At 69.6% G+C, this 25,321-nt stretch carries 25 protein-coding genes; 10 read left to right on the top strand and 15 right to left on the bottom strand.

All coding sequences use genetic code 11. The annotated features are described in order from the left end of the window. The first annotated feature begins 7 nt into the window (after nucleotides 1-7). The 6 genes from AC0IYU_RS28945 (at nucleotide 8) to AC0IYU_RS28920 (ending at nucleotide 6,058) form a co-directional block, all read left to right on the top strand. A complete protein-coding gene (locus tag AC0IYU_RS28945; RefSeq protein ID WP_472124269.1) occupies nucleotides 8-1,231 on the top strand; it encodes an RtcB family protein in 1,224 nt (407 codons plus the stop codon). A gap of 13 nt (nucleotides 1,232-1,244) precedes the next feature. Beyond that, a complete protein-coding gene (locus AC0IYU_RS28940; protein ID WP_472124266.1) occupies nucleotides 1,245-1,970 on the top strand; it encodes a zinc-ribbon domain containing protein in 726 nt (241 codons plus the stop codon). 12 nt (nucleotides 1,971-1,982) lie between these two features. Next, nucleotides 1,983-2,969: a ribonuclease Z gene (locus AC0IYU_RS28935; RefSeq protein WP_472124263.1), complete on the top strand. Its 987-nt coding sequence runs from the start codon at nucleotides 1,983-1,985 to the stop codon at nucleotides 2,967-2,969. Beyond that, entirely contained in the window at nucleotides 2,966-3,835 is an 870-nt protein-coding gene (locus AC0IYU_RS28930) for a nucleotidyltransferase domain-containing protein (protein WP_472124261.1), read from the top strand. The genes AC0IYU_RS28935 and AC0IYU_RS28930 overlap by 4 nt, the downstream gene beginning before the upstream one ends. After that, on the top strand, nucleotides 3,832-4,902 hold the full coding sequence (rtcA, locus tag AC0IYU_RS28925; protein ID WP_472124258.1) for an RNA 3'-terminal phosphate cyclase: 1,071 nt from the start codon (nucleotides 3,832-3,834) through the stop codon (nucleotides 4,900-4,902). Before AC0IYU_RS28930 ends, rtcA begins: the two co-directional genes overlap by 4 nt. Nucleotides 4,903-4,996: 94 nt before the next feature. After that, nucleotides 4,997-6,058, top strand: coding sequence for a maleylacetate reductase (locus tag AC0IYU_RS28920; protein ID WP_472124255.1), 1,062 nt, complete (start codon nucleotides 4,997-4,999; stop codon nucleotides 6,056-6,058). Nucleotides 6,059-6,082: 24 nt separating this feature from the next. Here AC0IYU_RS28920 and AC0IYU_RS28915 read toward each other — a convergent pair whose 3' ends face one another. Further along, the gene (locus AC0IYU_RS28915; protein ID WP_472124253.1) at nucleotides 6,083-6,433 is read right to left on the bottom strand and encodes an alpha/beta hydrolase; all 351 of its coding nucleotides are present in this window, start codon (nucleotides 6,431-6,433) and stop codon (nucleotides 6,083-6,085) included. Nucleotides 6,434-6,547: 114 nt separating this feature from the next. Then, nucleotides 6,548-8,209, bottom strand: a complete 1,662-nt coding sequence (locus AC0IYU_RS28910) for an adenylate/guanylate cyclase domain-containing protein (protein WP_472124251.1) — start codon at nucleotides 8,207-8,209, stop codon at nucleotides 6,548-6,550. A 56-nt stretch (nucleotides 8,210-8,265) separates the two neighbouring features. Between AC0IYU_RS28910 and AC0IYU_RS28905 the strand changes: the two genes are divergently transcribed. Next, nucleotides 8,266-9,006 (top strand): Crp/Fnr family transcriptional regulator, encoded by a 741-nt coding sequence (locus AC0IYU_RS28905; RefSeq protein ID WP_472124248.1) that lies wholly within the window; start codon nucleotides 8,266-8,268, stop codon nucleotides 9,004-9,006. Between the two features lie 34 nt (nucleotides 9,007-9,040). Here the strand turns inward: AC0IYU_RS28905 and AC0IYU_RS28900 are convergent, their stop codons facing one another. Together AC0IYU_RS28900 and AC0IYU_RS28895 are read right to left on the bottom strand one after the other, a co-directional pair. After that, nucleotides 9,041-9,514 (bottom strand): DoxX family protein, encoded by a 474-nt coding sequence (locus tag AC0IYU_RS28900; protein ID WP_472124245.1) that lies wholly within the window; start codon nucleotides 9,512-9,514, stop codon nucleotides 9,041-9,043. 127 nt (nucleotides 9,515-9,641) lie between these two features. Then, nucleotides 9,642-10,571, bottom strand: coding sequence for a LysR family transcriptional regulator (locus AC0IYU_RS28895; protein ID WP_472124242.1), 930 nt, complete (start codon nucleotides 10,569-10,571; stop codon nucleotides 9,642-9,644). Nucleotides 10,572-10,748: 177 nt separating this feature from the next. Here AC0IYU_RS28895 and AC0IYU_RS28890 point away from each other — a divergent pair, with 177 nt between their 5' ends. Both AC0IYU_RS28890 and AC0IYU_RS28885 read left to right on the top strand, forming a co-directional pair. Further along, nucleotides 10,749-11,588: an intradiol ring-cleavage dioxygenase gene (locus AC0IYU_RS28890; RefSeq protein ID WP_472124240.1), complete on the top strand. Its 840-nt coding sequence runs from the start codon at nucleotides 10,749-10,751 to the stop codon at nucleotides 11,586-11,588. Between the two features lie 127 nt (nucleotides 11,589-11,715). Next, the gene (locus AC0IYU_RS28885) at nucleotides 11,716-12,474 is read left to right on the top strand and encodes a sulfite exporter TauE/SafE family protein (RefSeq protein ID WP_435485038.1); all 759 of its coding nucleotides are present in this window, start codon (nucleotides 11,716-11,718) and stop codon (nucleotides 12,472-12,474) included. 44 nt (nucleotides 12,475-12,518) lie between these two features. Here the strand turns inward: AC0IYU_RS28885 and AC0IYU_RS28880 are convergent, their stop codons facing one another. The 4 genes from AC0IYU_RS28880 to AC0IYU_RS28865 form a co-directional block, all read right to left on the bottom strand. Further along, on the bottom strand, nucleotides 12,519-12,878 hold the full coding sequence (locus tag AC0IYU_RS28880) for a DUF1428 domain-containing protein (protein WP_472124237.1): 360 nt from the start codon (nucleotides 12,876-12,878) through the stop codon (nucleotides 12,519-12,521). A gap of 67 nt (nucleotides 12,879-12,945) precedes the next feature. Further along, nucleotides 12,946-14,406, bottom strand: coding sequence for a DHA2 family efflux MFS transporter permease subunit (locus AC0IYU_RS28875; RefSeq protein ID WP_472124233.1), 1,461 nt, complete (start codon nucleotides 14,404-14,406; stop codon nucleotides 12,946-12,948). Between the two features lie 32 nt (nucleotides 14,407-14,438). Further along, nucleotides 14,439-14,966, bottom strand: coding sequence for an SRPBCC family protein (locus AC0IYU_RS28870; protein ID WP_472124230.1), 528 nt, complete (start codon nucleotides 14,964-14,966; stop codon nucleotides 14,439-14,441). 52 nt (nucleotides 14,967-15,018) lie between these two features. Further along, complete coding sequence (locus AC0IYU_RS28865; protein WP_472124227.1) at nucleotides 15,019-15,465, bottom strand: VOC family protein; 447 nt, start codon at nucleotides 15,463-15,465, stop codon at nucleotides 15,019-15,021. 142 nt (nucleotides 15,466-15,607) lie between these two features. Here AC0IYU_RS28865 and AC0IYU_RS28860 point away from each other — a divergent pair, with 142 nt between their 5' ends. Continuing rightward, nucleotides 15,608-16,261, top strand: coding sequence for a TetR/AcrR family transcriptional regulator (locus AC0IYU_RS28860; RefSeq protein WP_472124225.1), 654 nt, complete (start codon nucleotides 15,608-15,610; stop codon nucleotides 16,259-16,261). Between the two features lie 19 nt (nucleotides 16,262-16,280). Here AC0IYU_RS28860 and AC0IYU_RS28855 read toward each other — a convergent pair whose 3' ends face one another. The 7 genes from AC0IYU_RS28855 to AC0IYU_RS28825 all read right to left on the bottom strand — a co-directional run bounded on the left by AC0IYU_RS28855 (nucleotide 16,281) and on the right by AC0IYU_RS28825 (nucleotide 25,304). After that, the gene (locus AC0IYU_RS28855) at nucleotides 16,281-16,781 is read right to left on the bottom strand and encodes a MarR family winged helix-turn-helix transcriptional regulator (protein ID WP_472124223.1); all 501 of its coding nucleotides are present in this window, start codon (nucleotides 16,779-16,781) and stop codon (nucleotides 16,281-16,283) included. Nucleotides 16,782-16,816: 35 nt separating this feature from the next. Further along, a complete protein-coding gene (locus AC0IYU_RS28850; RefSeq protein WP_472124220.1) occupies nucleotides 16,817-18,562 on the bottom strand; it encodes an acyl-CoA dehydrogenase family protein in 1,746 nt (581 codons plus the stop codon). A 31-nt stretch (nucleotides 18,563-18,593) separates the two neighbouring features. Further along, nucleotides 18,594-20,330: a tannase/feruloyl esterase family alpha/beta hydrolase gene (locus tag AC0IYU_RS28845; RefSeq protein ID WP_472124217.1), complete on the bottom strand. Its 1,737-nt coding sequence runs from the start codon at nucleotides 20,328-20,330 to the stop codon at nucleotides 18,594-18,596. Between the two features lie 37 nt (nucleotides 20,331-20,367). Beyond that, a complete protein-coding gene (locus AC0IYU_RS28840) occupies nucleotides 20,368-21,105 on the bottom strand; it encodes an ABC transporter ATP-binding protein (protein WP_472124214.1) in 738 nt (245 codons plus the stop codon). A 165-nt stretch (nucleotides 21,106-21,270) separates the two neighbouring features. After that, a complete protein-coding gene (locus tag AC0IYU_RS28835) occupies nucleotides 21,271-23,082 on the bottom strand; it encodes a branched-chain amino acid ABC transporter ATP-binding protein/permease (RefSeq protein WP_472124211.1) in 1,812 nt (603 codons plus the stop codon). A 1-nt stretch (nucleotide 23,083) separates the two neighbouring features. After that, entirely contained in the window at nucleotides 23,084-24,124 is a 1,041-nt protein-coding gene (locus tag AC0IYU_RS28830; RefSeq protein WP_472124209.1) for a branched-chain amino acid ABC transporter permease, read from the bottom strand. A gap of 43 nt (nucleotides 24,125-24,167) precedes the next feature. Next, nucleotides 24,168-25,304, bottom strand: a complete 1,137-nt coding sequence (locus AC0IYU_RS28825; protein WP_472124206.1) for an ABC transporter substrate-binding protein — start codon at nucleotides 25,302-25,304, stop codon at nucleotides 24,168-24,170. Nucleotides 25,305-25,321: the final 17 nt, after the last annotated feature.

Genomic DNA, 25,321 nt, shown 5'->3' with positions numbered 1-25,321 from the left:
AAAAGAAATGGAACAGAACTACAAACTGCACGAAGTAGCCAACGGCGTCCCCGTGAAGATGTGGACGAACGGCGTGCCCGTGGAAGACGAAGCGCAGAAGCAGCTGGAAAACGCCGCGCGCCTGCCCATCGTGTTCAAGCACATCGCGGCCATGCCCGACGTGCACTACGGCATCGGTGCGACCGTGGGCTCGGTGATCCCGACCTTCAAGGCGATCATTCCCGCCGCGGTGGGCGTGGACATCGGGTGCGGAATGATGGCTTGCAAGACCACGCTCAACGCCCGCGACCTGCCCGACAACCTGGGCCCGCTGCGTTCGGCGATCGAGAAGGCCGTGCCGCACGGAAGCAACCCCAAGCGCATGGGCCGCGACAAGGGCGCGTGGGAAACGCCGCCCGACGAAACCGATGCGGCCTGGGCCACGCTGGTGGACGAGTTCGACCTGATCTGCGAGGACTACCCGCGCATCAGGAACACCAACAACCACAAGCACCTGGGAACGCTGGGCACCGGCAACCACTTCATCGAGGTGTGCCTGGACGAGGCGGGCGCCGTGTGGTTCATGCTGCACTCGGGTTCGCGCGGCGTGGGCAACGCCATCGGCACGCACTTCATCGAACTCGCGAAGAAGGACGCCGAGCTGCACCAGCGCAACCTGCCCGACCAGGACCTGGCGTACTTCGAGGAGGGCGCCAAGTACTTCGGCGACTATGTGCGCGCGGTGGGCTGGGCCCAGAAGTTCGCGCGCGCCAACCGCGAAGTGATGATGCAGCGCGTGGTCGCGGCCGCGCGCAAGGTCATCACCAAGCCCTTCGAGGCGCATGTGGAAGCGGTGAACTGCCACCACAACTACGTGAGCCGCGAGACGCACTTCGGGCAAGACGTGCTCGTCACCCGCAAGGGCGCGGTGAGCGCGAAGGCCGGTGAGCTGGGGATCATTCCCGGCAGCATGGGCGCGAAGAGCTACATCGTGCGCGGCAAGGGCAACCCCGAGAGCTTCATGAGCTGCAGCCACGGCGCCGGTCGAAAGATGAGCCGTACCAAGGCGAAGAAGCTCTTCACCATCGCCGACCAGATCGCCGCGACCGAAGGCGTGGAGTGCCGCAAGGACGCCGACGTGATCGACGAGATTCCGATGGCCTACAAGGACATCGATGCGGTGATGGCGGCGCAGCAGGACCTGGTGGAGGTGGTCTACACGCTCAAGCAGGTGGTGTGCGTGAAGGGGTGACGATGACGGCCTGGTGCCGGCATTCGAAAGTGAAGGCGCTGCCGCAGGGGTGAGGTCGTCGGGGCCGCCTTTGCGGCGCTGGTCGACGGAGGTTGAAAAAATGAAAAGTAACAAGCAACGGCGCGCCGAAATCAAGGCGCATCGCGTGCAGCGCGCTGCCACGCTGGCTGCGCGGCGCTGTGCGCAAGGCGCCTTGAAGCCCTGGTTGCACGGTGATGAATCCAACAGCGAGCCCGCGGACCCGTCCGTGCTGCAGAGGTACAACAACACCTGCGGGCCGCTGCCGGCGTCTTACCTCGCGCGCCCCTTCACCTGCCGCGATTGCGGCGCCGAAGAAGTGTGGACCGCCAAGCAGCAGAAGTGGTGGTACGAGACGGTGCACGGTCCCATCGACAGCCGCGCCGTGCGCTGCCTGGCCTGCCGCCGCGAGCGCCGCGCGCGCTTGCGCAATGCAGGACCGGGCGCGAACCTTCTGGGCGAGCAGACCGAACGCCTGCGCGCGCTGGGGGACATGAAGCCCAGCGCACAGACGTCGGCCGAAGTCGATGCGGCGCTGCAAAGCAAATGGTGGAGCCTGCGTGTCGTGGCGATCCAGACGATGGCGCGCTGGGGTGGCGAAGCGCAGCTTGAAAAGCTCCGTGCGCTGATGGCGAACCGCCCGCAAGGCGGTCGCCGATACTTTGGTTGGGAGCGCGTCGCCGCAGACGCCGCCGCAAGCGCGCTGACGCGCAGGGAGTGAATCGACGTGATGATGAAACTGACTTTTCTGGGAACCTCTTCAGGCACCCCCACGCGGCACCGCAACGTCTCCGGACTCGCCGTTCAAACCGTGCTCAACGCCGACTGGTTCCTGGTCGACTGCGGCGAGGGCACGCAGCACCGCCTGCTGCAGACGCCACTGTCCCTGCACGACATGGCCGCCGTCTGCATCACGCATGTGCACGGCGACCATTGTTACGGCCTGCCGGGCCTGCTCGCGAGCGCGGGCATGGGCAAGCGCACTCGGCCGCTGAAGCTGATCGCGCCGCTGCCCGTGTGGCAGTGGTTCCAGGCCACGCGCACGCTGACCGACCTGCACCTGCCGTACGAGGTGGAACACGTGGACGTCGAAGACCGGGCGCTGGTGTACGAGGCGCCCGGCGTGCGCATCGAGCGGCATGTGCTGCGCCACCGCGTGCCCAGCCACGCCTACCGCGTGCAGGTGCAGACCCGTCGCGCGCGGCTGAAGGCCGAGGCGCTCAAGGCCACCGGCCTGCCGCCCGGCCCCGCGTGGCGCGCGCTGCAGACCGGTGAGGACGTGCCGTTCAACGGCAAGGTGCTGCGCAGTGCCGACTTTGCCGAGACGCAGGTCGACACCGCGGCCGCCGTGCTGGGCGGCGACAACGCCGCTCCGGCGCTGCTGCACGACGCCTGCCAGGGTGCGCAACTGCTGGTGCACGAGGCCACCTACACGCAGGACGTGCTCGACAAGGTCGGCCCCGGCCCGATGCACAGCTCGGCGCGCCTGCTGGCCGAAGCCGCGCAGGCCGCCGGCGTGCCGAACCTGGTGCTCACGCATTTCAGCGCGCGCCATCAGAACGACGAAGGCATGGCGGCGTTGATGGCCGAGACGCAGGCGCACTACGGCGGCCGTGCGTTCCTGGCCAACGACCTGGATGTATTTGCGCTCGACAGTGCCGGCACGGTGACCGTAGCGCGTGCGCAAGAAGAAAAAACGAAGAAGGGAGAAGACCAATGAACAGCACCGAAGAATTCCTGCGCTCCGCCCACCCGATAGCGCCCGCTGTGCGCGCGCAGATCATGGACAACCTGCGCGACATCGAAGCGAAGCACGACGTCACCGTGCTCTTCGCCTGCGAATCCGGCAGCCGCGGCTGGGGCTTCGCCTCGCCCGACAGCGACTACGACGTGCGCTTCATCTACGTCAACCGCCTGCCGTGGTACCTCACGGTGCAGCCGCGCCGCGACGTGATCGAAGTGCCGATCAGCGGCGACCTCGACATCAACGGCTGGGACCTGCGCAAGGCGCTGGGCCTGATGCGCGAGTCGAACCCGACGCTGCTCGAATGGCTGCGCTCGCCCGTGGTGTACCGCGACGACGCGGCGGCGATGCCGCGTTTTCGCGCGCTGTCGGAGGCGGTGTTCTCCAACGCGCGCGGCTGGCACCACTACGCCTCGATGGCGAAGAAGAACTTTCGCGAGCACCTGCAGGCCGACGAGGTGCGCTACAAGAAGTATCTCTACGTGCTGCGCCCGCTGCTGGCCGCGCGCTGGATCCGCGCACAGCCCGGCGTGCCGCCGATGCGCTTCGCCGACCTGGCGCAGGGCACGCTCGATGCGGTGCGCGACGCCGCGCTGATCGACGAGATCAACGCGCTGCTCGAGGTGAAGATGCGCGCCGGCGAAGCCGCGACCAGCCCGCGCTGGCCCGGCATCCATGCGTTCATCGAGTCCGAGCTGGCGGCCAACGCGGCCGAGCCGGTGACGCCGCTGCCGTCGGCCGACGGTTCGGGGCTGGATGCCTTCCTTTGCGAGACGGTGCTGCGCTTCGATGCGGCGGCGGGGGCAAGGGCAACGGTTGCAGACGAAGGAGGCCACGCATGATCGAGCTCGACGGCTCGCAAGGCGAGGGCGGCGGCCAGATCCTGCGCACCAGCCTCGCGCTGTCGGTGGCCACGGGCCAGCCGCTGTCGATCGAGAAGATCCGCGCGGGCCGCGCCAAGCCCGGCCTCATGCGACAGCACCTGGCGTGCGTGACCGCGGCCGCGGCCATCAGCGGTGCGCAGGTCGACGGGGCCGAACTCGGCTCGCAGTCGCTGCGCTTCGTGCCCGGCCCGGTGCGCGCGGGCGAGTACCGCTTTGCGATCGCCAGCGCGGGCAGCTGCATGCTGGTGCTGCAGACGGTGCTGCCGCCTCTGCTGCTGGTCGGTACGCCAAGCACGGTGCACCTGAGCGGCGGCACGCACAACCCGATGGCGCCGCCGTTCCACTTCCTGGAACGTGCCTTCGCGCCGCTGGTGCGTCGCCTGGGTGCCGATCTGCAGCTCACGCTGCGCCGCTGCGGTTTCTACCCGGCGGGCGGCGGCGAGGTCGACGCGCTCATCGTGCCGGCGGCCGGCGCGCTGCAGCCTTTCGACCTGATGGCGCGCGGCGCGCACCAGTCCGGCTACGCGGAATGCCTGGCCCCCGGCCTGCCGCGCCACGTGCCCACGCGCGAGCTCGACACGCTGGGCGGTGCGATGGGCTGGTCTGGCGAGCAGCTGCGCTTCGGCACGGCGAGGCAGAACGAGGGCCCGGGCAATGCGCTGCTGGCCACGCTGGCCTACGAGCACGTCACCGAGGTGTTCACGGCCTTCGGCGAGAAGTCGCTGAGCGCCGAGCAGGTGGCGCACGGGCTGGTGAAGGAGCTGCGCGAATACCAGAAGAGCGAGGCGGCGGTCGGTCCGCACCTGGCCGATCAGCTGGCGCTGCTGCTGGCGCTTGCCGCGTGGCAGGGCCAGAAGGCCTGCGCCTTCACCTGCAGCGAGGTGACGGAGCACACGCGCACCAACTGCGCGGTGATCGAGCGCTTCCTGCCGGTGCGCTTCGCCATCACCGAAAGCCGCCAGGCTTGCACGGTGCAGGTCGCGCCGCTTGAAGGCAAACCCGTTCGCCCAGGCTCAGCCCGCTGAACGGAAAACTCCTTTCCGCCCGTGGGGTTGAACGGGACCGTGCGCGCGTGAACACTCGCGTGGACGCACGATTCCCCCGCAGAAAGACAGCACCATGCCGCTCCAGCCCTTCATCTACAACAGCGTTGCCCAGCGTGTGGTGTTCGGTGCCGGGTCGTTGCAGCACCTGGCGCGCGAGATCGACGCGCTGGGCGCGCGGCGCGCCCTGGTGCTGTCCACGCCCGAGCAGCGGCCGCAGGCCGAGCGCATCGCCGACATGCTGGGCGCGCACGCGGCCGGCGTGTTCGACCGCGCGGTGATGCACGTGCCCATCGAGACCGCGCGTGAAGCCCGCGAGGTGGCGCAGCGCCTGGGCGCCGACTGTGCCGTGGCCATCGGCGGCGGCTCGACCACCGGGCTGGGCAAGGCCATCGCGCTCGACTCGGGCCTGCCGATCCTGGCCATTCCGACCACCTACGCGGGCTCGGAGATGACGCCGATCTACGGCATCACCGAGGCCGGCATGAAGAAGATGGGAAAAGATGTCAAGGTGCTGCCGCGCACCGTCATCTACGACCCCGAGCTGTCGTTGACGCTGCCCGTGGGCATGAGCCTGACCAGCGGCATCAATGCCATCGCGCACGCCGCCGAAGGGCTCTACGCGGTCGATTCGAACCCGGTGATGGACCTGATGGCGCAGGAAGGCATTGCCGCGCTGGGCCGTGCGCTGCCCGCCATCCGCGCCACGCCCAAGGACCTGGGCGCGCGCAGCGACGCGCTCTACGGCGCCTGGCTGTGCGGCACGGTGCTCGGCAACGTGGGCATGGCGCTGCACCACAAGCTGTGCCATACGCTGGGCGGCAGCTTCAACCTGCCGCATGCCGAGACGCACACCATCGTGCTGCCGCATGCGCTGGCCTACAACGCCGAGGCGGCGCCGCATGCGATGGCCCGCATCGTGAAGGCGCTGGGCGGAAGCAGCGCCGCGCAGGCCGTGTACGACCTGGCACGCGACAACGGCGCGCCGGTCGCGCTGCGCGACATCGGCATGAAGGAATCGGACCTCGACCTGGCCTGCGCGCATGCGCTGCAGAACCAGTACCCCAACCCGCGCCCTCTGGCGCGCGATGCGATCCGTGACTTGCTGCAGAACGCCTGGGAGGGTGTGCGGCCCTGATTCGCGGCAGGGCCGCGTGGCGTCTTACAGGCCGGCCTGGCGCGTGAACGACACCGTCGGCTTGTTGTAGGCCGACGGCACCTGGTCGCGGTAGAACGCGCGGCGGTCCAGGCTTTGCAGCGGGTTGTGGGCGGCGGCCACGGCCTGCTCGCGCACGGCGCTGCGATCGAGCGTGGAGTTGACGGCCACGGTGCCTTCGGCGGCGCTGTCCGAATAGGGATTGCCGGCGCGCGCGGCGGCCACGGCCTCGGCCTGCACGTCGGCGCGGCTGGCGTACGAGGTGAGGGCGTGCACGCCTTCGTAGGTCTCGGCGTGGGCGCCGGCGGCACCCAGCATGGCGAGGGCGGAGATGGCGATGAGTTGCTTGGTGTTCATGGTGAGAGTCCCTTGGTCTGTCTCTGTGGGCGGCGGACATTCGTCGTTGCCACGGCATGCAGTGTGAAACCGCATCGTGGTTGGCGATGTGCGTTTGCGCACCGCTTTCGGCGATTACCGGGGGACTGGCGCCTGCGGTGGGTACAGCACCGGGAGGGCTTCGGAGCGGCCGCGCACGGCGAGCATTTCGGGCGTGCCCATCGCCCCGGCCGCGCCCGCCTGCTCGGCGGCAAACAGCGACACGACGAGCCGCGATGCAGCCATCTTGGAGTGGTCCTGCAGCCGGCTTGCGGTGTTCACCACTTCGCCGATGGCGGTGAAGGTGGTGGTTTCGAGGTAGCCCACCTCACCTACCGCCGCGCGGCCCGCGTGCAGGCCCATGCCGAACTCCAGCCGTTGGCCGAACTGGGCCTCGAAGCCTTCGCTCCATGCGTCCATGCGCTCGCCGATCAACTCGGTGGCGCGCAGCGCCTGCCGGCAGGCCGTGGGCAGGTCGGCCTCGAGCCCGAAGATCGCCATCACGCTGTCGCCGATGAACTGGTTGGGCACGCCGCCGCTCTCGCGCACGGCGGCGCCCACGGTGGCGAAATAGCGGTCGAGCACATAGGCCAGGTCGAAGGGCCATTGCCGCTCCGACAGGCCCGACCAGCGCCGCAGGTCGACGAACAGGATCGCCACGTCGCGCTCGCGGCCGAAGTTGCCCACCGGCGCGGGCCGGCCTTCGTTGGGCCAGGGCGCGAACAGCGGCGTCACCTCGATGTCGCCGCGCGGGCGCAGCTGGCAGGCCAGGCGCACGTCGCCCGGTGCGCGCACGCGCTCCAGCGTGCGCTGCTCGTCGCGGCCCGGCTCGCCGACGTGCGCTGCCGGGCCGGCCACGCGCACGCGGCAGGTGGAGCAGCGCGCCCGCCCGCCGCAGATCGACACATGGTCGATGCCGTGCGAGCGGCTCGCCTCCAGCACGCTCCAGCCGCGCGGCACCTGCACCGTGCGGCCGGGGTAGCGCAGCGTGACCGAGGGCTGGCGCGTCCAGCGTGCAAACCCGTTGCGCCCCCAGCGTGCGGCCAGCAGGGCGAGCAGCGCCAGGCCGTAGGTCCACTTGATGTAGCGTTCAGCCGCGTTCAGCGCCTGGCCCTGCTCGGGCGTCGGCAGCACGACCGGCGGCACGCCGGCCCACTGGAACTCGCGCCCCATCGACACGAAGCCCATCGCCGCCGCCAGCGGCAACACCACCGCCACGGCCAGCAGCAGGTGCGAGAAGCGCCGGTATGCCGGTTGCACCCGCAGCGCGAAGTGCAGGCCCAGGCAGCCGTGCGCCCAGGCCGCGAGCATCATGCCCAGCTGCGCGGCGGCGCCCTGCCAGTCCCACAGGCCCCAGACCACGCGCACGTAGGAGCCTTCGATGCCGTAGGCCAGGTAGGCGCCGCGCATGGCCGTGAGGTGGGTGGCCAGCAGCAGCGGCAGCGCGAAGCCCAGCAGCACGCGCAGGCCCTCGAGCGGCGGCATGCGCAACGTGCGGCGCTCCCACAGCGCGACGACGGCCAGCGCCAGGTGCGTGGCGGCCGCACCGTACAGCAGCGCGGTACCGGGCAGGCTGTGCCAGAACTTCTGCACGCCGCGCAGCACGGTCTCGGCCACCGTGAACGAATAGATGCCCAGCGCATGGTTCAGCAGGTGGAACGTGATGTAGGCCATCAGCACCAGGCCGCTCACCCAGCGGAGATTGCGCCGTGTGGGCGGTCTCAGCGAAAAAGGGGAGGGGTGGGAACGTCTGTCCATGAACGGGTTCGAAACGGCACCCGAGCATAATGCGCGCGCCCCCACCGACCCCCGGCATGGCCAAACCCGAATCCGCACCCTCTTCTTCTTCCGCGGCTCCCCGCTCCAGCCTCGCGCTGCGCCACGTCGCGCTGCTCCAGGGCCTGCCCGACCGGCGCCTGGACCTGCTGGCCCAGCAGTGCCTGTGGCACAGCGTGGAGGCGGGCAAGCCCTTGCTGCTGCGCGCCGAGCAGCAGGGCGAGGTGTTCCTGCTGGTCTCGGGCCGGGTGCGGGTGACGACCTATTCGGCCAACGGCCGGCAGGTGACCTTCCGCGACTCCGTGGCCGGCGAGCATTTCGGCGACATCGCCGCCATCGACGGCGGTCCGCGCTCCGCCGACGTGGTCACGCTGGAGCCCAGCGTGGTAGCCAGCCTGGACCGCGCCGCCTTCATGGCCCTGCTGCGCGACGAGCCGCTGGTGGCCGAGCGGGTGATGCAGCGGCTGGCCTCGCTGGTGCGCCAGCTGTCCGAACGGGTGATCGACCTGAGCACCCTGGGCGTGCAGAACCGGCTGCATGCCGAGCTGCTGCGACTGGCCCGTGCCGTGGGCGTCGAAGGCAACCAGGCCCTGCTGGCGCCGGCGCCCAAGCACGCGGCGCTGGCCAGCCAGATCAGCACCAACCGCGAGCAGGTGACCCGCGAGCTCAACGTGCTGGTTCGCAGCGGCGTGCTGCGCAAGGACGACAAGGCCCTGCTGGTGGCCGACGTGGCCCGCCTGGAGCTGATGGTCTCGCAGGTCAGGGGTGACGCCGGCTGAGCCGCAAGGCGCTCAGTGGCAGCTCAGTGGCCGCTCAGTTGTAGCGGCCGTTGCGCCCGCCGATGCTGAAGCGCCCCGCGCCCAGCAGCACCACGGTCAGCGCGCCGAACAGGTACAGGCCCTGCAGTTCCAGCGCCCAGCCGCCTTGCTTGCCCAGCGCAAACAGGTCGGCCATGTGCACCAGGCCGAAGGCCACCAGCATGTTGATGACCACCACCGCTGCGGCGGCGCGGGTGAAGACGCCGGCAATCATCAGCAGCGGCGCGACGATCTCTCCCACGTACACCAGGTAGGCCAGCCCGCCCGGCAGCCCGGCCTTCGCCAGCATGCCGCCGATGAAGCCCACGCCGGCCGACAGCTTGAAGATGCCGTGCAGCAGCACCAGGAAGCCGACCGTCAGGCGGATCACCAGCTTGCCGGCGTCGTCGGTGCTGGTCGGGGACAGGGCGGACGGCGACGATGCGATCGGCGCACGCGGGGTGTTGGCGGCTACAGCCTGGGTGTTCATGGCAGATCCTTGGAAACGGGAAGGGTCCGCCACGGAATGCGGCGGTTGCGCTTCCAGTGTGCGCAGCTGCCGCAATGCGGGATGTGCGTTTACGCACATGTTCTGGCGCAAAGGCCGCCTGGCGCGCTCAGTGGCTGCCGAAATGGCCGGTCCATTTGCGCTCCCAGTCCATCTTCTGGAAATGCGCCGCCATGAAGTCGATGAAGCTGCGCACCTTGGCCGACAGGTGCTTGCGGCTCGGGTAGGCCAGGTTGATGGTCAGGTGCGGCAGGTCCCAGTCGTCCAGCGCGGGCACCAGCCGGCCGGCCACGATGTCGTCGTAGACGATGTAGGTCGGCTGCACCAGGATGCCCATGCCGTCGAGCGCGGCGGCGCGCAGCACCTGGCCGTCGTTCGACTCCAGCAGCCCGGTGACCGACACTGTGCGGGTCTCGCCCGCGCGGCTGAAGCGCAGCTCGTTCGGGTTGTTGGCGTGGGTGTAGATCAGCAGCTTGTGCTGCGCGAGCTCGTCCAGCGTCTTCGGAAACCCGTGCTGCGCAAAGTAGCGCGGCGACGCCGCCAGGATGCGCCGCGTCTCGCCCAGCCGGCGGATCGTCACGTTCGAGTCGGGCTCGTACTCGCGCGTGCGGATCGCCACGTCGATGTTGTTGTCGATCAGGTCGAAGTAGCGGTTGGCCGCCTCCACGTGCACCGTCACGCCCGGGTAGCGCTGCGTGTACTCGCGCAGCAGCGGCGCGATGTGGTGGATCGAGAAAGAAAGCGACGCCGTCACGCGCAGCACGCCGGTCGGGTTCAGCGCGGTGGCGTTCACCGTCGACTCCGCGTCCGACAGGTCGGCCAGGATGGTCCGTGCGCGGCCGCAGAACTCGCGGCCGGTGTCGGTGAGGTACAGGCGGCGCGTGTTGCGCTCCACCAGCCGTGCGCCCAGCCGGGCCTCGAGCGCGCTCAGGTGACGGCTGGCCGCGGCATTCGACAGGCCCAGCGCCTCGGCCGCGCGGCTCAGGCTGCCGGCGTCGGCGATCTGCACGAGCAGGGCGATCTCGGTCCAGCGGTCCATGGGCGTGTGTCTCCGGGCTTTTCGGCCTTGTCTTTTGTCGGGCCGGGGGATTTTGGCGCAGTGCCGGGGCCGACCGTTCCGCTGGGCGGAAAAATCATTTGCGCCCCGGGTGCTTCCAGGGGATACGGCCGGGGCCTACAGTGCGCCGTACCCCCGAGATCCATGGAGACAACCACGATGCGCAACCTCGACCAGGACAACATCACGCAGGCCGTGCTCGCGCGCTTCGCCAACACGCCCAGTCCGCGCCTGCACGAGATCATGACCAGCCTCGTGCAGCACCTGCACGCCTTCGCGCGCGAGGTGAAGCTCACCGAGGAAGAGTGGTTCCAGGGCATCCAGTACCTCACGGCCACCGGCCAGAAGTGCGACGACAAGCGCCAGGAGTTCATCCTGCTGTCGGACGTGCTGGGCCTGTCGATGCTCACCATCGCCATGAACAACGACAAGCCCGCCGGCTGCACCGAGGCCACCGTGTTCGGCCCCTTCTACTTCGAGGGCGCCCCCGAGTACGAGCAGGGCGCCGACGTGGCCAACGGTGCCGCGGGTGCGCCTTGCGACGTGCATGCCACGGTGCGCGGCCTGGGCGGCGAGCCGGTGGCCGGCGCGGTGGTCGACGTGTGGCAGGCCGACGAGGGCGGTCACTACGACGTGCAGCACGAAGCGCTCGACCACTCCGAGAACCGCGGCCGCCTGCGCACCGCACCCGACGGCTCGCTGCACTTTCGCAGCGTGCTGGCCGAGGCCTACCCCATTCCGGTCGACGGCCCCGTGGGCGACCTGCTGCGCGCCACCAAGCGCCACCCGTGGCGGCCCGCGCACCTGCATTTCAAGATCGAGGCGCCGGGCTACGAGCCGCTCATCACCCACGTGTTCCGCGACGGCGACCAGTGGCTCGACTCCGACGCGGTGTTCGCGGTGCGCCAGTCGCTGGTGGCGCCGTGGACACAGCAGGCCGACGGCCGCTGGCGGCTCGACTTCGACTTCGTGCTGAACCCCTTGAAGCAGCCGGCCTGAGTGGCGCCAGCGCCCTGCAGGCCCTGCGCGAAAGGCGATCGCCGCCCGGCCAGCGGGCGTGGCCTCATCCTGCTACGCTCGCCGAGCCCGCCGCCCCGGTGGGCTTTTTTCTGCGTTGCGTTTTCCCATGGCCTTTCCCCTGATCACCGACCCGCATTTCTATGCGGTCGCCATTCCCGCCGTGCTGCTGCTCGGCATCAGCAAGAGCGGCTTCGGCGCCGGCTTCGGGTCGCTCGCGGTGCCGATGATGGCGCTGGCCGTCACGGTGCCGCAGGCGGCCGCCATCCTCATGCCGCTGTTGCTGCTGATGGACGTGCTGGGCCTGGCGGCGTTCCGGCGCGACTTCGACCGCTCGCTGCTGAAGTTCCTGATTCCGTTCGGCCTGCTGGGCACGGTGATCGGCACGCTGCTGTTTCGCATGCTGTCGGCGCACACGGTGGCGGGCATCGTGGGCGTGTTCACGCTGCTGTTCCTGGCGCAGCGCCTGCTGTTCCCGCCCAAGCCCGACGACCCGCTGCCCTCGCGCGGCGTGGGCGCGGTGCTGACCACGGTGTCGGGCTTCACCAGCTTCATCGCGCATGCGGGCGGGCCGCCGATCAACGCCTACGTGATCCCGCTGCGGCTCACGCCGGTGGTGTTCACGGCCACCATGGCGTACTTCTTCTTCGTCGTGAACCTCAGCAAGTGGGTCCCGTATGCGTGGCTCGGCCTGATCGACCTGCGCACGCTGGCCACCTCGCTGGTGCTGATGCCGATCGCGCCCTTCGGCGTGTGGGTCGGCATTCGCATTGCACGGCGCATCGATGCGACGTGGTTCTATCGCTTCGTGTACCTAGGCATGCTGCTCACCGGCCTGAAGCTCGTCTACGACGGCTTCCTGGCCTGAGGCCGGCGCAGCCACACCCCTTCGGGATGCAGCCAGGGGCCAGCTCAGTACTCGACGATCGACTTGAAGCCGCCGAAGATCATCCGCTTCGCATCGAACGGCATGGTCTTCGGGTCCATCGACGCGATGCGCGGGTCGGCCATGACCTTGGCGTTCACCGTGTCGCGGTGCTTGCGCGACTTGTAGCTGATCCAGGAGAAGGCGACCGTCTCGTCGGCCTTCTGCTTCACGCTCTGCGGAAAAGAGGTGAGCTTGCCGGGCTTCACGTCGTCGGCGATGCACTCCACGTATTCGAGCGCGCCGTATTCCATCCAGACCTTGCCGGCCTTGCGCGCGAGCTTGCGGTAGGCCTCGACGTTGGCGGTGGGTACGGCGACGATGAATCCGTCTACATAGCGGGCCATGGTGCTTCTCCTGAACAAAGGGTGGAAACGTTGAAGGAAGAAAAGCGGCACTTGCATCGCGTGCTGCTCATGAGGCCGCCGTGCCGCGGGGTGCTGCTTCTTCGTTGTTCGGCGCCGGCCCCGGCATCGCGGAGCGAAGCATCAAGACCCCGATGAGGCCCGCGGCCGCCGCGAACACGGCGCCGACGAGAAACGCCAGGTTGTAGCCGCCGGTGAGCGCCAGCGGCAATTGCGCGCCGGCCGCTTCCATCGACGCGGTGCGCGCCGCCGCGGCGCTGGCCAGCACCGCCAGCCCGAGCGCGCCGCCCATCATGAAGGCGGTGTTGACCACGCCCGAGGCCAAGCCCGAATCGGCGGGGCTCACCTCGCTCATGGCGGCCAGCAGCACCGGGTTGAACGCCATGCCCGCGCCCAGGCCGAGCAGCATCATGCCGGGCAGCACGTCGACCACGAAGCTGCCGTTCACCGGTGCGCGCGCGAACAGTGCCAGGCCGATGGCGGCGAGCCACAGCCCTGCGGCCAGCGGCTTGCGGATGCCGAAGCGCATCACGATCCTAGCGGACAGGCCCAGCGAGAACACCGCCATGATCACGTTCGCCGGCAGGAAAGCCAGGCCGATCTGCATCGGCGTGTAGTTCAGCACCAGCTGCATGTACAGCGCGGAGATGAAGAACCACGCGAACATGGCCGCGGCCCACAGCACGCCCACCACGTTGGCCACCGACACGCTGCGCAGGCGGAACAGGCCCAGCGGCATCAGCGGATGCCGCACGCGCGACTCGATGGCGATGAACGCGGCCAGCAGCACCACGGCGGCGCCGAGCATGCCCAGCGTCTGCGCGGAGCCCCAGCCGGCCTCGTTGCCGTTGACCACGCCGTACACCGCGAGCATCAGCGACAGCGTGACCGTGACCGCGCCCGCCACGTCCAGCTTTTCGCCGTGCGCATGGCCGCGCGCGCCGGGCAGCAGCGCCACGCACAGCGCGTACACGGCCACGCCGATCGGCAGGTTCACCAGGAAGATCCAGTGCCAGCTCAGCGTGCTCGTGAGCAGCCCGCCCAGCAGCACGCCGATGCTGCCGCCGCCCGCGCACACGAAGCCGTACACGCCCATGGCCTTGGCGCGGTCGGCCGGTTCGGTGAAGAGATTCATGATGAGCGAGAGCGACACGGCCGACACCACCGCGCCGCCCAGCCCCTGCACCGCGCGCGCCGCCACCAGCAGGCCCTGCGAGGTCGACACCCCGCAGGCCAGCGAAGCCAGCGTGAACAGCACCAGGCCCGCGAGGAACACGCGGCGGTGTCCGTACAGGTCGCCCAGGCGCCCGCCCAGCAGCAGGAAGCCGCCGAAGGTCAGCATGTAGGCGTTCACCACCCAGACCAGCGAGGTCTCGCTGAAGCCCAGGTCGGTGCGAATGGAGGGCAGCGCCACGTTCACGATGGTGGTGTCGAGCACGATCATCAGAACGCCCAGGCACAGCACCATCAAGGCGAGCCAGCGCTTGCGGTTGTCGGGTTGCGCAGTCATGAGAGGTGGAGCTCCTCGAAGCGTCGCTTCGCTTACTTTTCGGTGGCGGCCTTCAGATTGGCGAGGCCTGCTTCAAAGTCCTTGCCGATCATCTGGTCCATGTTGAAGAAGATGCCCATGAGCTTGGCGATGTACGGGTTCTCTCCCTGCATCGACCAGGTGACCTGGGTCGCGTTGCCTTGGGGCTGCAGCGTGAACTCCGCGAGGTTGTGGCCTTCCAGGGGCTTGGTGAAGTCGAGGTTGATGCCGACCTTCGACGCAGGCGTCGACTCCACGATCTCCATGCGCCCCGCACCCGCCTTGCCGTCGCTCTCCCAGGCATAGGTGGCGCCCTTGCCGCTGGCGGCGCCGCCGAAGCTGCGCTTCATGGCGGGGTCGAGCTTCTCGTAGGGCGACCACGTGCCCCAGCGGTGGAAGTCGTCGATCAGCGGAAAGATCTTCTCGGGCGGTGCGTCGATGCGCGCGGTGCGTTCGACGCGGAAGGTGCCGGGCCGCGTGGCCGCGAAGATCAGCAGCGCGGCGACTGCGACGACGATGGCGAGTGCGATGGTCTTGAGCATGGAAAGCGTCTCTGGAGGCTGTGTATGAAAGTGAAAGGCGTGCGGGGATGGATCAGCCGGGTTGGTGCACCACCAGCAGCCAGCCCAGGCCGAAGCGGTCGTTCAGCATGCCGAAGCTGGAGGTGAAGAAGGTGGGCATCAGCGGCTGCAGCACCTGGCCGCCGTCGGCCAGCGCGTCGAACCACTGGCGCGCTTCGGCGTCGGTGCTGGCGGTGAGCGCGAGCATCACGCCCTTGAACTCGGCCTGGCCCGAGCAGCGGCCGTCGGAGGCCATGAGCTCGGTCTCGCCGATGCGCACCACCGCGTGCATCACCTTGTCGCCGGCGGGCATGGCGCCGCCGCAGCCGGCGTCGGCGTTGTCCGAAGGCGGGGACGACGGTGCGGGAGGGGCCTCGCTGTAGCGCATCAGCTGCACGACCTCGGCACCGAGCGCCTTCTTGTAGAAGCCGAGCGCTTCGTCGCAGCGGCCTTCGAACGAGAGGTAGGACTGGACTTTCATGGCAATTCCTTTGGAAGGATGAGGGTGGGTCGGCAGGCCCCGGTGTCATGGCCGCAAACCATCTGAAAGGATCGAAGACAAGTTGTGTACACCGTCCACAAAGAATAGCAGGGATAATGGACAGTGTCCACATGGAATTTCGATGAAGCTCAACAACGTCCCTGAAAGCCTGCCTGCCGCCCGCAGCACCTACCGCCACGGGGATCTGCGCCGGGCCTTGCTGGATGCGGGCATCGAGCTGGCGCGTGACGGTGGCCCCGACGCGGTGGTGCTGCGCGAAGCCACGCGGCGCGCGGGCGTGGTGCCGAACGCGGCGTACCGGCATTTCGGCAGCCGCCAGGAACTGCTGCTGGCCGTGCGCGGGGCGGCCCTGGCCGCGGCGGCGGGCGCGATGGAAAAGGAACTGGCCGTGCTGCCCTGCGACCAGCCGCCCGCCGACTTCGCGCGCGCGCAGGTGCGCGCCATCGGCACCGCCTACCTGGGGTTCGCGCAGGCCGAACCGGGCCTGTTTCGCACCGCGTTCGTGATTTCCGACGAAGGCCGCGGCGAAATCGGCCCCGACAAGGCCGGCGCGAGCGGGATGGACCCGTTCCAGCTGTTGGGCAAGGCGATCGACCGGCTCGTGGATGCCGGCGTTCTCGACCCGGCACGGCGCCCGAACGCCGAGTACCTCGCGTGGTCGGCCGTGCACGGGCTGGCGCTGCTCATCATCGACGGGCCGCTGCGCGGCATGGGCGCCGAGGTCATCCAGCCGCTGGGCCAGCGCCTCATCGACATGGTCGAGCGCGGGCTCTAGAAGCCGGGCGCTGCAAGGCCTAGAGGTAGATCTTCTGCAGCAGCTTGATCAGCGTCTCGCGCTCGCGTGCGCTGAGCCTGGCGCTTGCTTCGGCTTCCAGCTGCACCACGGCCTGCTCGGCCTCGCGGATCAATGTCTCGCCGGCCGGCGTCAGGTGCAGGCCCACGGCGCGCCCGTCGTGCGGATGCGGCCGGCGCTCGATGAGGCCGCGGCTGTCCAGCGTGGCCACCAGGCTCACCAGGTTGGGCGGCAGGATCTCCAGCGTGTTGCACAGCTGGCGCGACGTGGCGCCCGGGTTGTGCGCCAGCAGCGAGAGCACGGAAAAGTCGATCTGCTTGAGCCCGTAGGGCGCCATGCGTTCCGAGAAGAGGTCGGTGACGATGAGCCATGCGCGCCGGGCGTTGTAGCCGACCAGGGTTTCGAGCATGCGGGCATCGAGCCGGTCCGGCTTGCCGGGCGGCGCCGGTTCGCTCCTGGCGGCAACTGATTTGGCGGGGGTGGATTTCCGTGGCGTCGACATGGCGTGAGCGTAACGCGCGGCAGCGGGCACCAGCGCTACTTGTCGGCACCGGCGGGCGCAGCCGCGTGCGTGAGCGCCACCGTCTCGCAGGCCTTCTTGACGATGCCCAGGCGCATCTCGAACTCGGGCAGCACCCAGCGCCGGAAGGCGGCCGCCGAGCGAGCCTTGCCCGCGTCCTCGGGCGCCACCGCCTCGATGCGCGCCCAGGCCCACGCCATCATCGTGAGCATCGTCACGCGCAGGTAGTCGTCCGCCACTTCGTACGGCAGCACCGGGTTGGCATGCGCGGCCATGGCCACGGTGGTGCCCAGGTAGCGCAGCTGCGCCAGCCGGCGCTGCACGTCGGCATCGGCCTCGCGCGAGGCGTCCAGCGTGTCGCGCAGCTCGAGCAGCACGCCCGACATGCCGGCGCCGCCGTCGGGCAGCACCTTGCGCACCAGCAGGTCGATGGCCTGGATCTCGTTGGTGCCCTCGTAGATCATGGTCACGCGCGCGTCGCGCACCACCTGCTCGATGCCCCATTCGCGCACGTAGCCGTGGCCGCCGAACACCTGCAGGCATTCGCTCGCGCCCTGGAAGGCCTGCTGCGTGCACGCGGCCTTGAGCACCGGCGTGACGAACGAGCACCAGCGCTGCGCGCGCTCGCGCGCCTTGGGGTCGGCGTCGTGCGCGGCCACGTCGAGCATCAGCGCGCTGCGGTAGGCCAGCGTGCGCGCGCCGTCGATCCAGGCGCGCTGCGTGTCGAGGATGCGGCGCACGGCCGGGTGCTCGGCGATCAGGTCGGCGCTTTCGCTGCCGCGGCTCGCGGGCACGGGGCCAGGCGCGCGCATCTGGCGGCGTTCGGCGGCATAGGCGTCGGCCTTCTGCCAGGCGGCGTCGAGCAGGCCGATGCCCTGCAGTGCCACATGCAGGCGCGCCGAATTCATCATCACGAACATCGCGGCCAGTCCGCGGCCGGGCTCGCCGACCAGCCAGCCGGTGGCGTCGTCGAAGCGCATCGTGCAGGTGGGGCTGCCGTGCAGGCCCATCTTTTCCTCGATGCGCTCGCAGTGCACCGCATTGCGTGCGCCGTCGGGCAGCAGCTTGGGCACCAGCGCCAGCGACAGGCCCTTGGGGCCGGCCGGCGCATCGGGCAGGCGGCACAGCACCAGGTGCACGATGTTCGGCGTCAGGTCGTGCTCGCCGCCCGAGATGAAGATCTTGCCGCCGCTCACGCGCAGGCTGCCATCGGCTTGCGGCACGGCGCGCGTGCGCACCTGGCCCAGGTCGCTGCCTGCGTGCGCCTCGGTGAGGCACATGGTGGCGAGCCATTCGCCGCTCGCGATCTTCGACAGGTAGCGCTGCTTCAGCGCGTCGCTGCCGTGGTGCTTCAGGCAGGCATAGGCGCCATGCAGCAGGCCGGGCGCCATCGTGAGGCCGTGGTTGGCGGCGGCCAGCCATTCATAGAGCACGGCTTCGAGCACCGCCGGCAGGCCCTGGCCGCCGTCTTGCGTGGCGGCCGACAGCGCGGGCCAGCCGCCGTCGACGAAGGCCTGGTAGGCCGCGCGAAAGCCGGGTGGCGACACGACTTCGCCGTTGGCAAAGCGGCAGCCGATTTCATCGCCGCCGCGGTTGATCGGCGCCACCACTTCGCCGACGAATCGGCCGGCCTCCTCGAGCACCTGCGACTGCAGCGCCTCGTCGACTTCGGCGAAGGGCGCGAGCGCACGCAGGCGCGCGGGCGCGTCGAGCACGGCGTTCAGCAGGAAGCGGATGTCGTCGGGGCGGGGCTGGTAATCCATCGGGGGCTCGGGTTCGGAACAGGTTCGGGAACTAGGGGGCCTTGCAGACGAAGCTGCTGGCGCGCTCGGTGTCGCCGCCGGCGTAGGTGGCGACTTGCGGATAGGGGCACAACGGCCGCGTGCGTTGCGCCGACCAGCCGGCCGGCACTTCGGCATTGGGCACCGGCGTGCCCGCGCCGCGCGCGGAGGCGGTGACCGAGGCGGGCGCCTTGCCCTGCTCGACCCAGTCGACCAGCGCGCTCAGCATGTCGAACTGGTCGGTGGCCGGGCCGCCCGCGCAGTGGTTCATGCCGGGCACCGGAAAGTAGCGCGCGAACGAAGACGCATCGCCGCCGTTCGCGGCCTGCACGCGCTCGTACCAGGCGGCGGTGTCGTCCGACGAGAACACCGGGTCGCTGGTGCCGTGATAGACGATCATGCGGCCGCCCTTGTCGCGCAGCGCGCCCAGGTTGGCGGCGTCCGGCGGCGTCATGAACGACAGCGCCGATTCGCGGAACACGCCGTCGGTGGCCGCGATGCGCGGCGCGTCGCGGTCCATGTCGAAGCCCAGCGCGAAGGGCAGGCCCTGCGGCCGGTCGGCCTGCGGTGGCGTGCTGAAGATGAAGGCCACGGCGCCCGCGTCGCGCGTGGGCGGGCTTGCGAACTTCCACTCGCGCCAGTTGGCGCCGCTCACGCCCGCGTCGAACGGGAAGCTGCTGTAGATCGGCTGGCCCGCGCTGTTGCGCGCGCCCTTGAACACGTTGGCGAGCGCGTTCTTCTGCGGTGCGCCGAGGCACATGCCGTCGCGTGCACCCACTGCACCGGCGGCGCAGGTGGGCACGTCCCGCTGGATGTCGAAGCGCGTCTTGCAGGCCTGCACGTTCGACACGATGCCGTCGGCCAGGCCGTCCAGCGCATCGCAGCGCTGCAGCACCTTGTCGGCCACCAGCTTCATCTCCGCGGGCGTGAAGGCGCTCTGCAGGTCGGGGTCGCCGGTGGGTGTCTTCGCACGCGCAACGGCCGCGTACTGCTGCGCGCCATAGAGCTGCGCCACCGCCGCCTTCGGCAGGTTGAAGCCGGGGTCGCCCGCGAGGATGCCGTCGTACTGGTCGGCCGATCGCACCGCCGCCACCATTGCGTGCCGCCCGCCGTTGGAGCAGCCGCCGAAGTAGGAGCGGTCGGGGCCGCGGCCGTAGGCCTTGGCGATGAGGTTCCTGGCCATCGGCGTGAGTTGCGCGACGGCGTTGTAGCCGTAGTCCAGCCGCGCCTGCGGGTCGAGCCCGAAGCGCGGGCCCATCGCGCCGGCATGCCCCGCGTCGGCGCTGATGACGGCAAAGCCCATCTGCAGTGCGCTGCTGCTCGGGCCGCCCCCGCCGATGCCGCCGAGCGCGGGCACGACCACGCCGTCGAGCCCGCCGTTGGCCTGGTAGAAGAAGCGCCCGTTCCAGGCGGCAGGCAGCCGCATCTCGAAGCCGATGGCGTAGCGCTGGCCGTCCACGGGGCTCGTGCGTTCGTTCATGCGGCCCTGCACCAGGCAGTGCGCGGGCGCGGCCATGGCCACGCCGCCGACCGTGACGGTGCCGGCGGGCACGTCGGTGACCGAGGTGTAGACCGTGCCCGGCAGCGCGGCGCGGGCGGCCAGGTCGGTGCAGGCCCGCAGCGTGCCGGGGCGCGCGGCGGCCAGCGGCGCATGCGGCGCAGGCGCACGGCTGGCACACGCCGCGAGCAATGCGGCAACGCCGAGCGCGGTCGCGCACAGGCCAAGGGGAAGGTGGCGCTGCTGTGTCATGTCGTCTCCTTGCCGCGAACGCTGCGGCGTCTTGGTGTCAGGCCGCCTTCTTGGCTGCACCCAGGTAGGTGTCGATCACGCGCGAGTCGACGGCCAGCTTCTTCGCTTCGCCTTCGAGGCTCACGCTGCCCATTTCGAGCACGTAGCCGTGGTCGGCCACTTCGAGCGCGGCGCGCGCGTTTTGCTCCACCAGCAGGATGGTCACGCCCGTGGCACGCAGTGCGTCGACCGTGCGAAAAATTTCCTGCACCACCAGCGGCGCCAGGCCCAGGCTGGGCTCGTCGAGCATCAGCAGCGTAGGGCGCGACATCAGCGCGCGGCCCACCGCCAGCATCTGCCGTTCGCCGCCCGAGAGCGTGCCGGCCAGCTGCGCCCGGCGTTCCTTCAGGCGCGGGAACAGCGTGTAGACCTCGTCGATGCGGTCGCGCCATTGCTTGTTGCGCAGCCGCACCTGGCGGAAGGCGCCGAGCACCAGGTTGTCTTCCACCGGCATGGTGGCGAACAGCTCGCGCTTCTCGGGCACCAGCGCAATGCCGAGCATCACGCGTTCTTCGAGCGACAGCGCCGCAATCGGCTGGCCCATGAACTCGATGACGCCCTTGGCGGGCAGCACGCCCATCAGCGCATTGAGCAGTGTGGACTTGCCGGCGCCGTTCGGGCCGATCACGGTGACCACGCTGCCCTGGTCGGCCTCCAGGTCGATGCCGTGCAGCACCTCGGCGCGGCCGTAGCCTGCGTGCAGGTCGCGGATGCGGAGCAAGGGGGGTGTTTTCATCTCGGATGCTCCAACGCGCTGCGTGTGACGCACGATGCATGAAACCGGCAGGGGCAAAGGCCAGGAACACCGCGGAACCGGCTTTGCCGGGCCGCCAGTGTTGCCCCCGGCGAGGGGGAAGGAGAAGCGACACGAAGTGCGCGAAGCCTGGGGGAGTGCTTCATCCTAATGCTCCGTGCCCAGGTACGCGGCGCGCACCTTGTCGCTCTGCTGCACCTCGGCGGGCGTGCCCTCCATCAGGTGCGTGCCGAATTCCATCACCACGATGTGGTCGCAGATGTCCATCACCAGCCCCATGTCGTGCTCGACCAGCAGGATGCTCATGCCTTCGCCGCGCAGTTGGCGCAGCACCTGGCCCAGCGCTTCCTTTTCCTCGTGGCGCAGGCCGGCCGCGGGCTCGTCGAGCAGCAGCAGGGCCGGGTCGGCGCACAGGGCGCGCGCAATTTCCAGCAGCCGCTGCTGGCCCATGGCCAGGTTGCCCGCGATCTCGTGCAGGTGGTCGCCCATGCCCACGCGCTGCAGCTGGCGCTCGGCCTCGCGGAACAGCGCGCGCTCTTCGGCGCGGTCGATGCGCAGCATGGCGGCCACGGCACCCTTGCGCCCGCGCAGATGCGCGCCCAGCGCCACGTTTTCCAGCACCGTCATGTCGGCCACCATCTTCACGTGCTGGAAGGTGCGCGACACGCCGCGCTGCGCGATCTGCCGCGCGCCCAGCCCGCCGATGGCCTCGCCCCGAAAGCGCACCGCGCCGCCCGAGAGGCTGAGCACGCCGGTCACCAGGTTGAAGGTGGTCGACTTGCCCGCGCCGTTCGGCCCGATGAGGCCGACGATCTGACCGGCGCGTGTCTGGAAGCTGATGTCGTTCACCGCCACCAGCCCGCCGAAGGTCTTGCGGATGGCCTGCACGTCGAGCACCACCTCACCGGCGGCCGGCTTGGCGCGCGCGGGCAGGTCCTTGGCGCCTTGCCAGTCGACGCTGCGGCGCGGCCGCGGCAGGCGCCGGTCGATGAATGCCCAGAGCCCGTCGGGCAGGTACTTGAGCACCAGCACGATCATGATGCCGAACACGATCAGCTCGTAGCTGCCGGCCGTGCCGATGAGCTTGGGCAGCAGCACCTGCAGCTGGTCTTCGAGCAGCTTGACGATGCCCGCGCCGGCAATGGCACCCCACACGTGGGCCGCGCCGCCGAGCACGGCCATGAAGAGGTACTCGATGCCCATCTTCAGCCCGAAGGGCGAAGGGTTCACCGTGCGCTGGAAGTGCGCGAACAGCCAGCCCGAGATCGAGGCGAGCATGGCCGCGAGCACGAAGATCCCGATCTTGAAGCGCAGCGTGTTCACGCCCATGGCTTCGGCCATCTGCGAGCCGCCCGCCAGGGAACGGATGGCACGGCCGCTGCGCGAGTCGAGCAGGCGGATCACCGCGAACGCCGCCAGAATCGCGAACGTCCACACCACGCCGTAGAACAGGCGCTGCTGGCCGAACTCGAAGCCGAACAGCGACAGCCCTTTCACGCCCAGGATGCCGTCGTACTTGCCCAGCGCGTCGAGGTTGCCCATGAGGTAGTACAGCGCCAGCGCCCACGCGATGGTGGCCAGCGGCAGGTAGTGGCCCGACATGCGCAGCGTGATCGCGCCGATGAAGGCGGCGCTGAGGCCGGTGAGCGCGAGCCCGATGAACAGCGTGACCCACGGCGACAGGCCGGTGTTCACCGTGAGGTAGGCGGTGGTGTACGCCCCGATGCCCACGAACGCCGCCTGCCCGAAGGAGGTGAGGCCGCCCACGCCGGTGAGCAGCACCAGGCCCAGCACGGGCAGCGTGTAGATGCCGATGTAGTTGAGCTGGATGATCCAGAAGTCGGGCAGCGGCAGAAAGGGCAGTGCGATGAGCACCACGATCAGCGCGAGCGGGCCCCAGGTGCGCAGCGCGCTCTTGTCGGGCACGCGGGCCGACGAAGGGTTCAGGAGCGCTTCCATGTCAATGCTCCTCGTCCGAATGGCCGCTGGTCAGCGAGCGCCACAGCAAGACCGGCAGGATGATGGTGAACACGATCACTTCCTTGAACGAGCTGGCCCAGAACGAGCCGAACGCCTCGATGACGCCCACGGCCAAGGCACCGAGCAGCGCACCCGGATAGCTGGCGAGCCCGCCGATCACGCCGGCGACGAAGCCTTTCAGCCCGATGAGAAAACCCGAGTCGTAGAACACCGTGGTCGTCGGTCCGATCAGCAGGCCCGACAGCGCGCCGATCAGCGCCGCCATCGCAAAGGTCAGTTGGCCTGCGGCCTGCGTCGAGATGCCCATGAGCCGGGCGCCCAGGCGGTTGACCGCCGTCGCGCGCAGCGCCTTGCCGTACAGGCTGCGCTCGAAGAACAGCCACAGCAGCACGATCAGCGCGGCCGACATCGCGAAGATGATCAGCGCCTGACCGCTCACGTTCAGCGGGCCGAGCGCCATGCGCTCGTCCCAGAACGGCGGGTTGCGAAAACCTTCCGCGCCGAAGAACAGCAGGCCCAGGCCCGTCATCGCGAAGTGCACGCCGACCGAGACGATCAGCAGCACCAGCGAACTCGCGCCCGCCAGCGACTGGTAGGCCACGCGGTACACCAGCGGCCCGAAGGCCGTGACGATGAACACCGTGAGCAATGCCTGCACGCCGATCGGCAGGTTGCGCGGGCCGGCCCAGGCCGACACTGCGCAGATGACGGCCGGCAGCACGAAGGTGCGCAGCGCGGCCTTCAGCCCGCTGGCCGCGCTGCCGCTGTGGCGCCAGGTGGTCGCCAGGTCCATCAGCGCGGCGACGCCGGCCAGGATCAGCAGCAGCCACACCGTGCCCGGCGTCTTGCCGGTCTGGAAGATCGCCAGCGTCAGCGCGCCGTACGCCACGAATTCGCCCTGCGGGATGAAGATGACGCGGGTCACCGTGAAGACCAGCACGATGCCCATGCCCAGCAGGGCATAGATCGCGCCATTGGTGAGTCCGTCCAGCGTCAGGATGCTGGCGATCGAGAAGTCCATGGCGTGGGGTACAGGCTGATGCGTTGAAGGCTGCCGAAGTGGATTACTGCTCGACCTTGAACGCGCCGTTCACCACCTTGAGCATCACGCCGGTCTCGGTCGTGTAGCCCCAGTGGTCTTGCGCGGTCCAGTTGAGCACGCCGTGCGCGAGCACGGTGCGGCCCATGCCTTCGAGCGCGTCGCGCAGCGCGGCGCGGAACTCCGGCGTGCCGGGCTTGGCCTTCTTCAGCGCGACCGGCACGGCCTTCTCGAGCACCGTGAGCGCGTCGGCCGAGTGGCCCGCGAACTGGTTGCGCGAGCCGGGGCCGTACGCCTTCTCGTAGCCCTGCACGAAGGCCACGGCGGCGGCCTTCGACGGGTGGCTGTCGGGCAGCTGTTCGGCCACCGTGGCGGGGCCCGACACCACGAAGGTGCCCTCGGCGTCCTTGCCGGCGGTGCGCATCAGGTCTTGCGTGGCGGCGGCGTGCGTCTGGTAGACCTTGCCCTTGAAGCCGCGCTCCATCACCGCCTTCTGCGGCATGCCGGCGCCGCTGCCCGAGGCCACGATCAGGATGGCGTCCGGGTTGGCCGACGTGAGCTTGAGCACTTGGCCCGTCACGCTGGTGTCGGCGCGCGCGAAGCGCTCGGTGGCGACGATCTTGATGCCGTTCTTGGCGGCCTCGGCGGTGAGTGCCTTCAGCCACAGCTCGCCGTAGGCGTCGGTGTAGCCGAGGAAGCCGACCGTCTTCACGTTCTGCTTCTTCATGTGCGCGACCACGGCGTAGGCCATCACGTCGTTCGACTGCGGCAGGCGGAAGAACCACTTGTCCTTGCCCGGCGGCAGGCCGGCCGGCGCGGTCGACAGCTGCGGCGTGCCGGCTTCGGCCGTCACGTCGGCCATGGGAATGGCCACCGGGGTGGCGCTGGAGCCGACGATCACGTCGACCTTGTCTTCGGTCACCAGGCGCTGCGCGTCCTTCACGCCGGTGGTCGGGTCGGTGGCGTCGTCGAGCACCACCACCTTGAGCGTTTCGCCCGCGATGGTCTTGGGCCAGATCGCGATGCCGTTCTTCACCGGAATGCCCAGGCCCGATGCCGGACCGGTGAGCGGCTGCACCACGCCGATGGTGATGTCGGCATGGGCGGCGCCCATGGCAATGAGCGCCAGCACGGCGGCCAGGGTGGTCTTCTTGAAGGTCATCGTTGTCTCCTGATGTG

The sequence above is a fragment of the Variovorax sp. AC103 genome (assembly GCF_979254005.1).
Note: the sequence above shows the minus strand (reverse complement) of the source record. Positions and strands in the feature narration are given on the sequence as shown.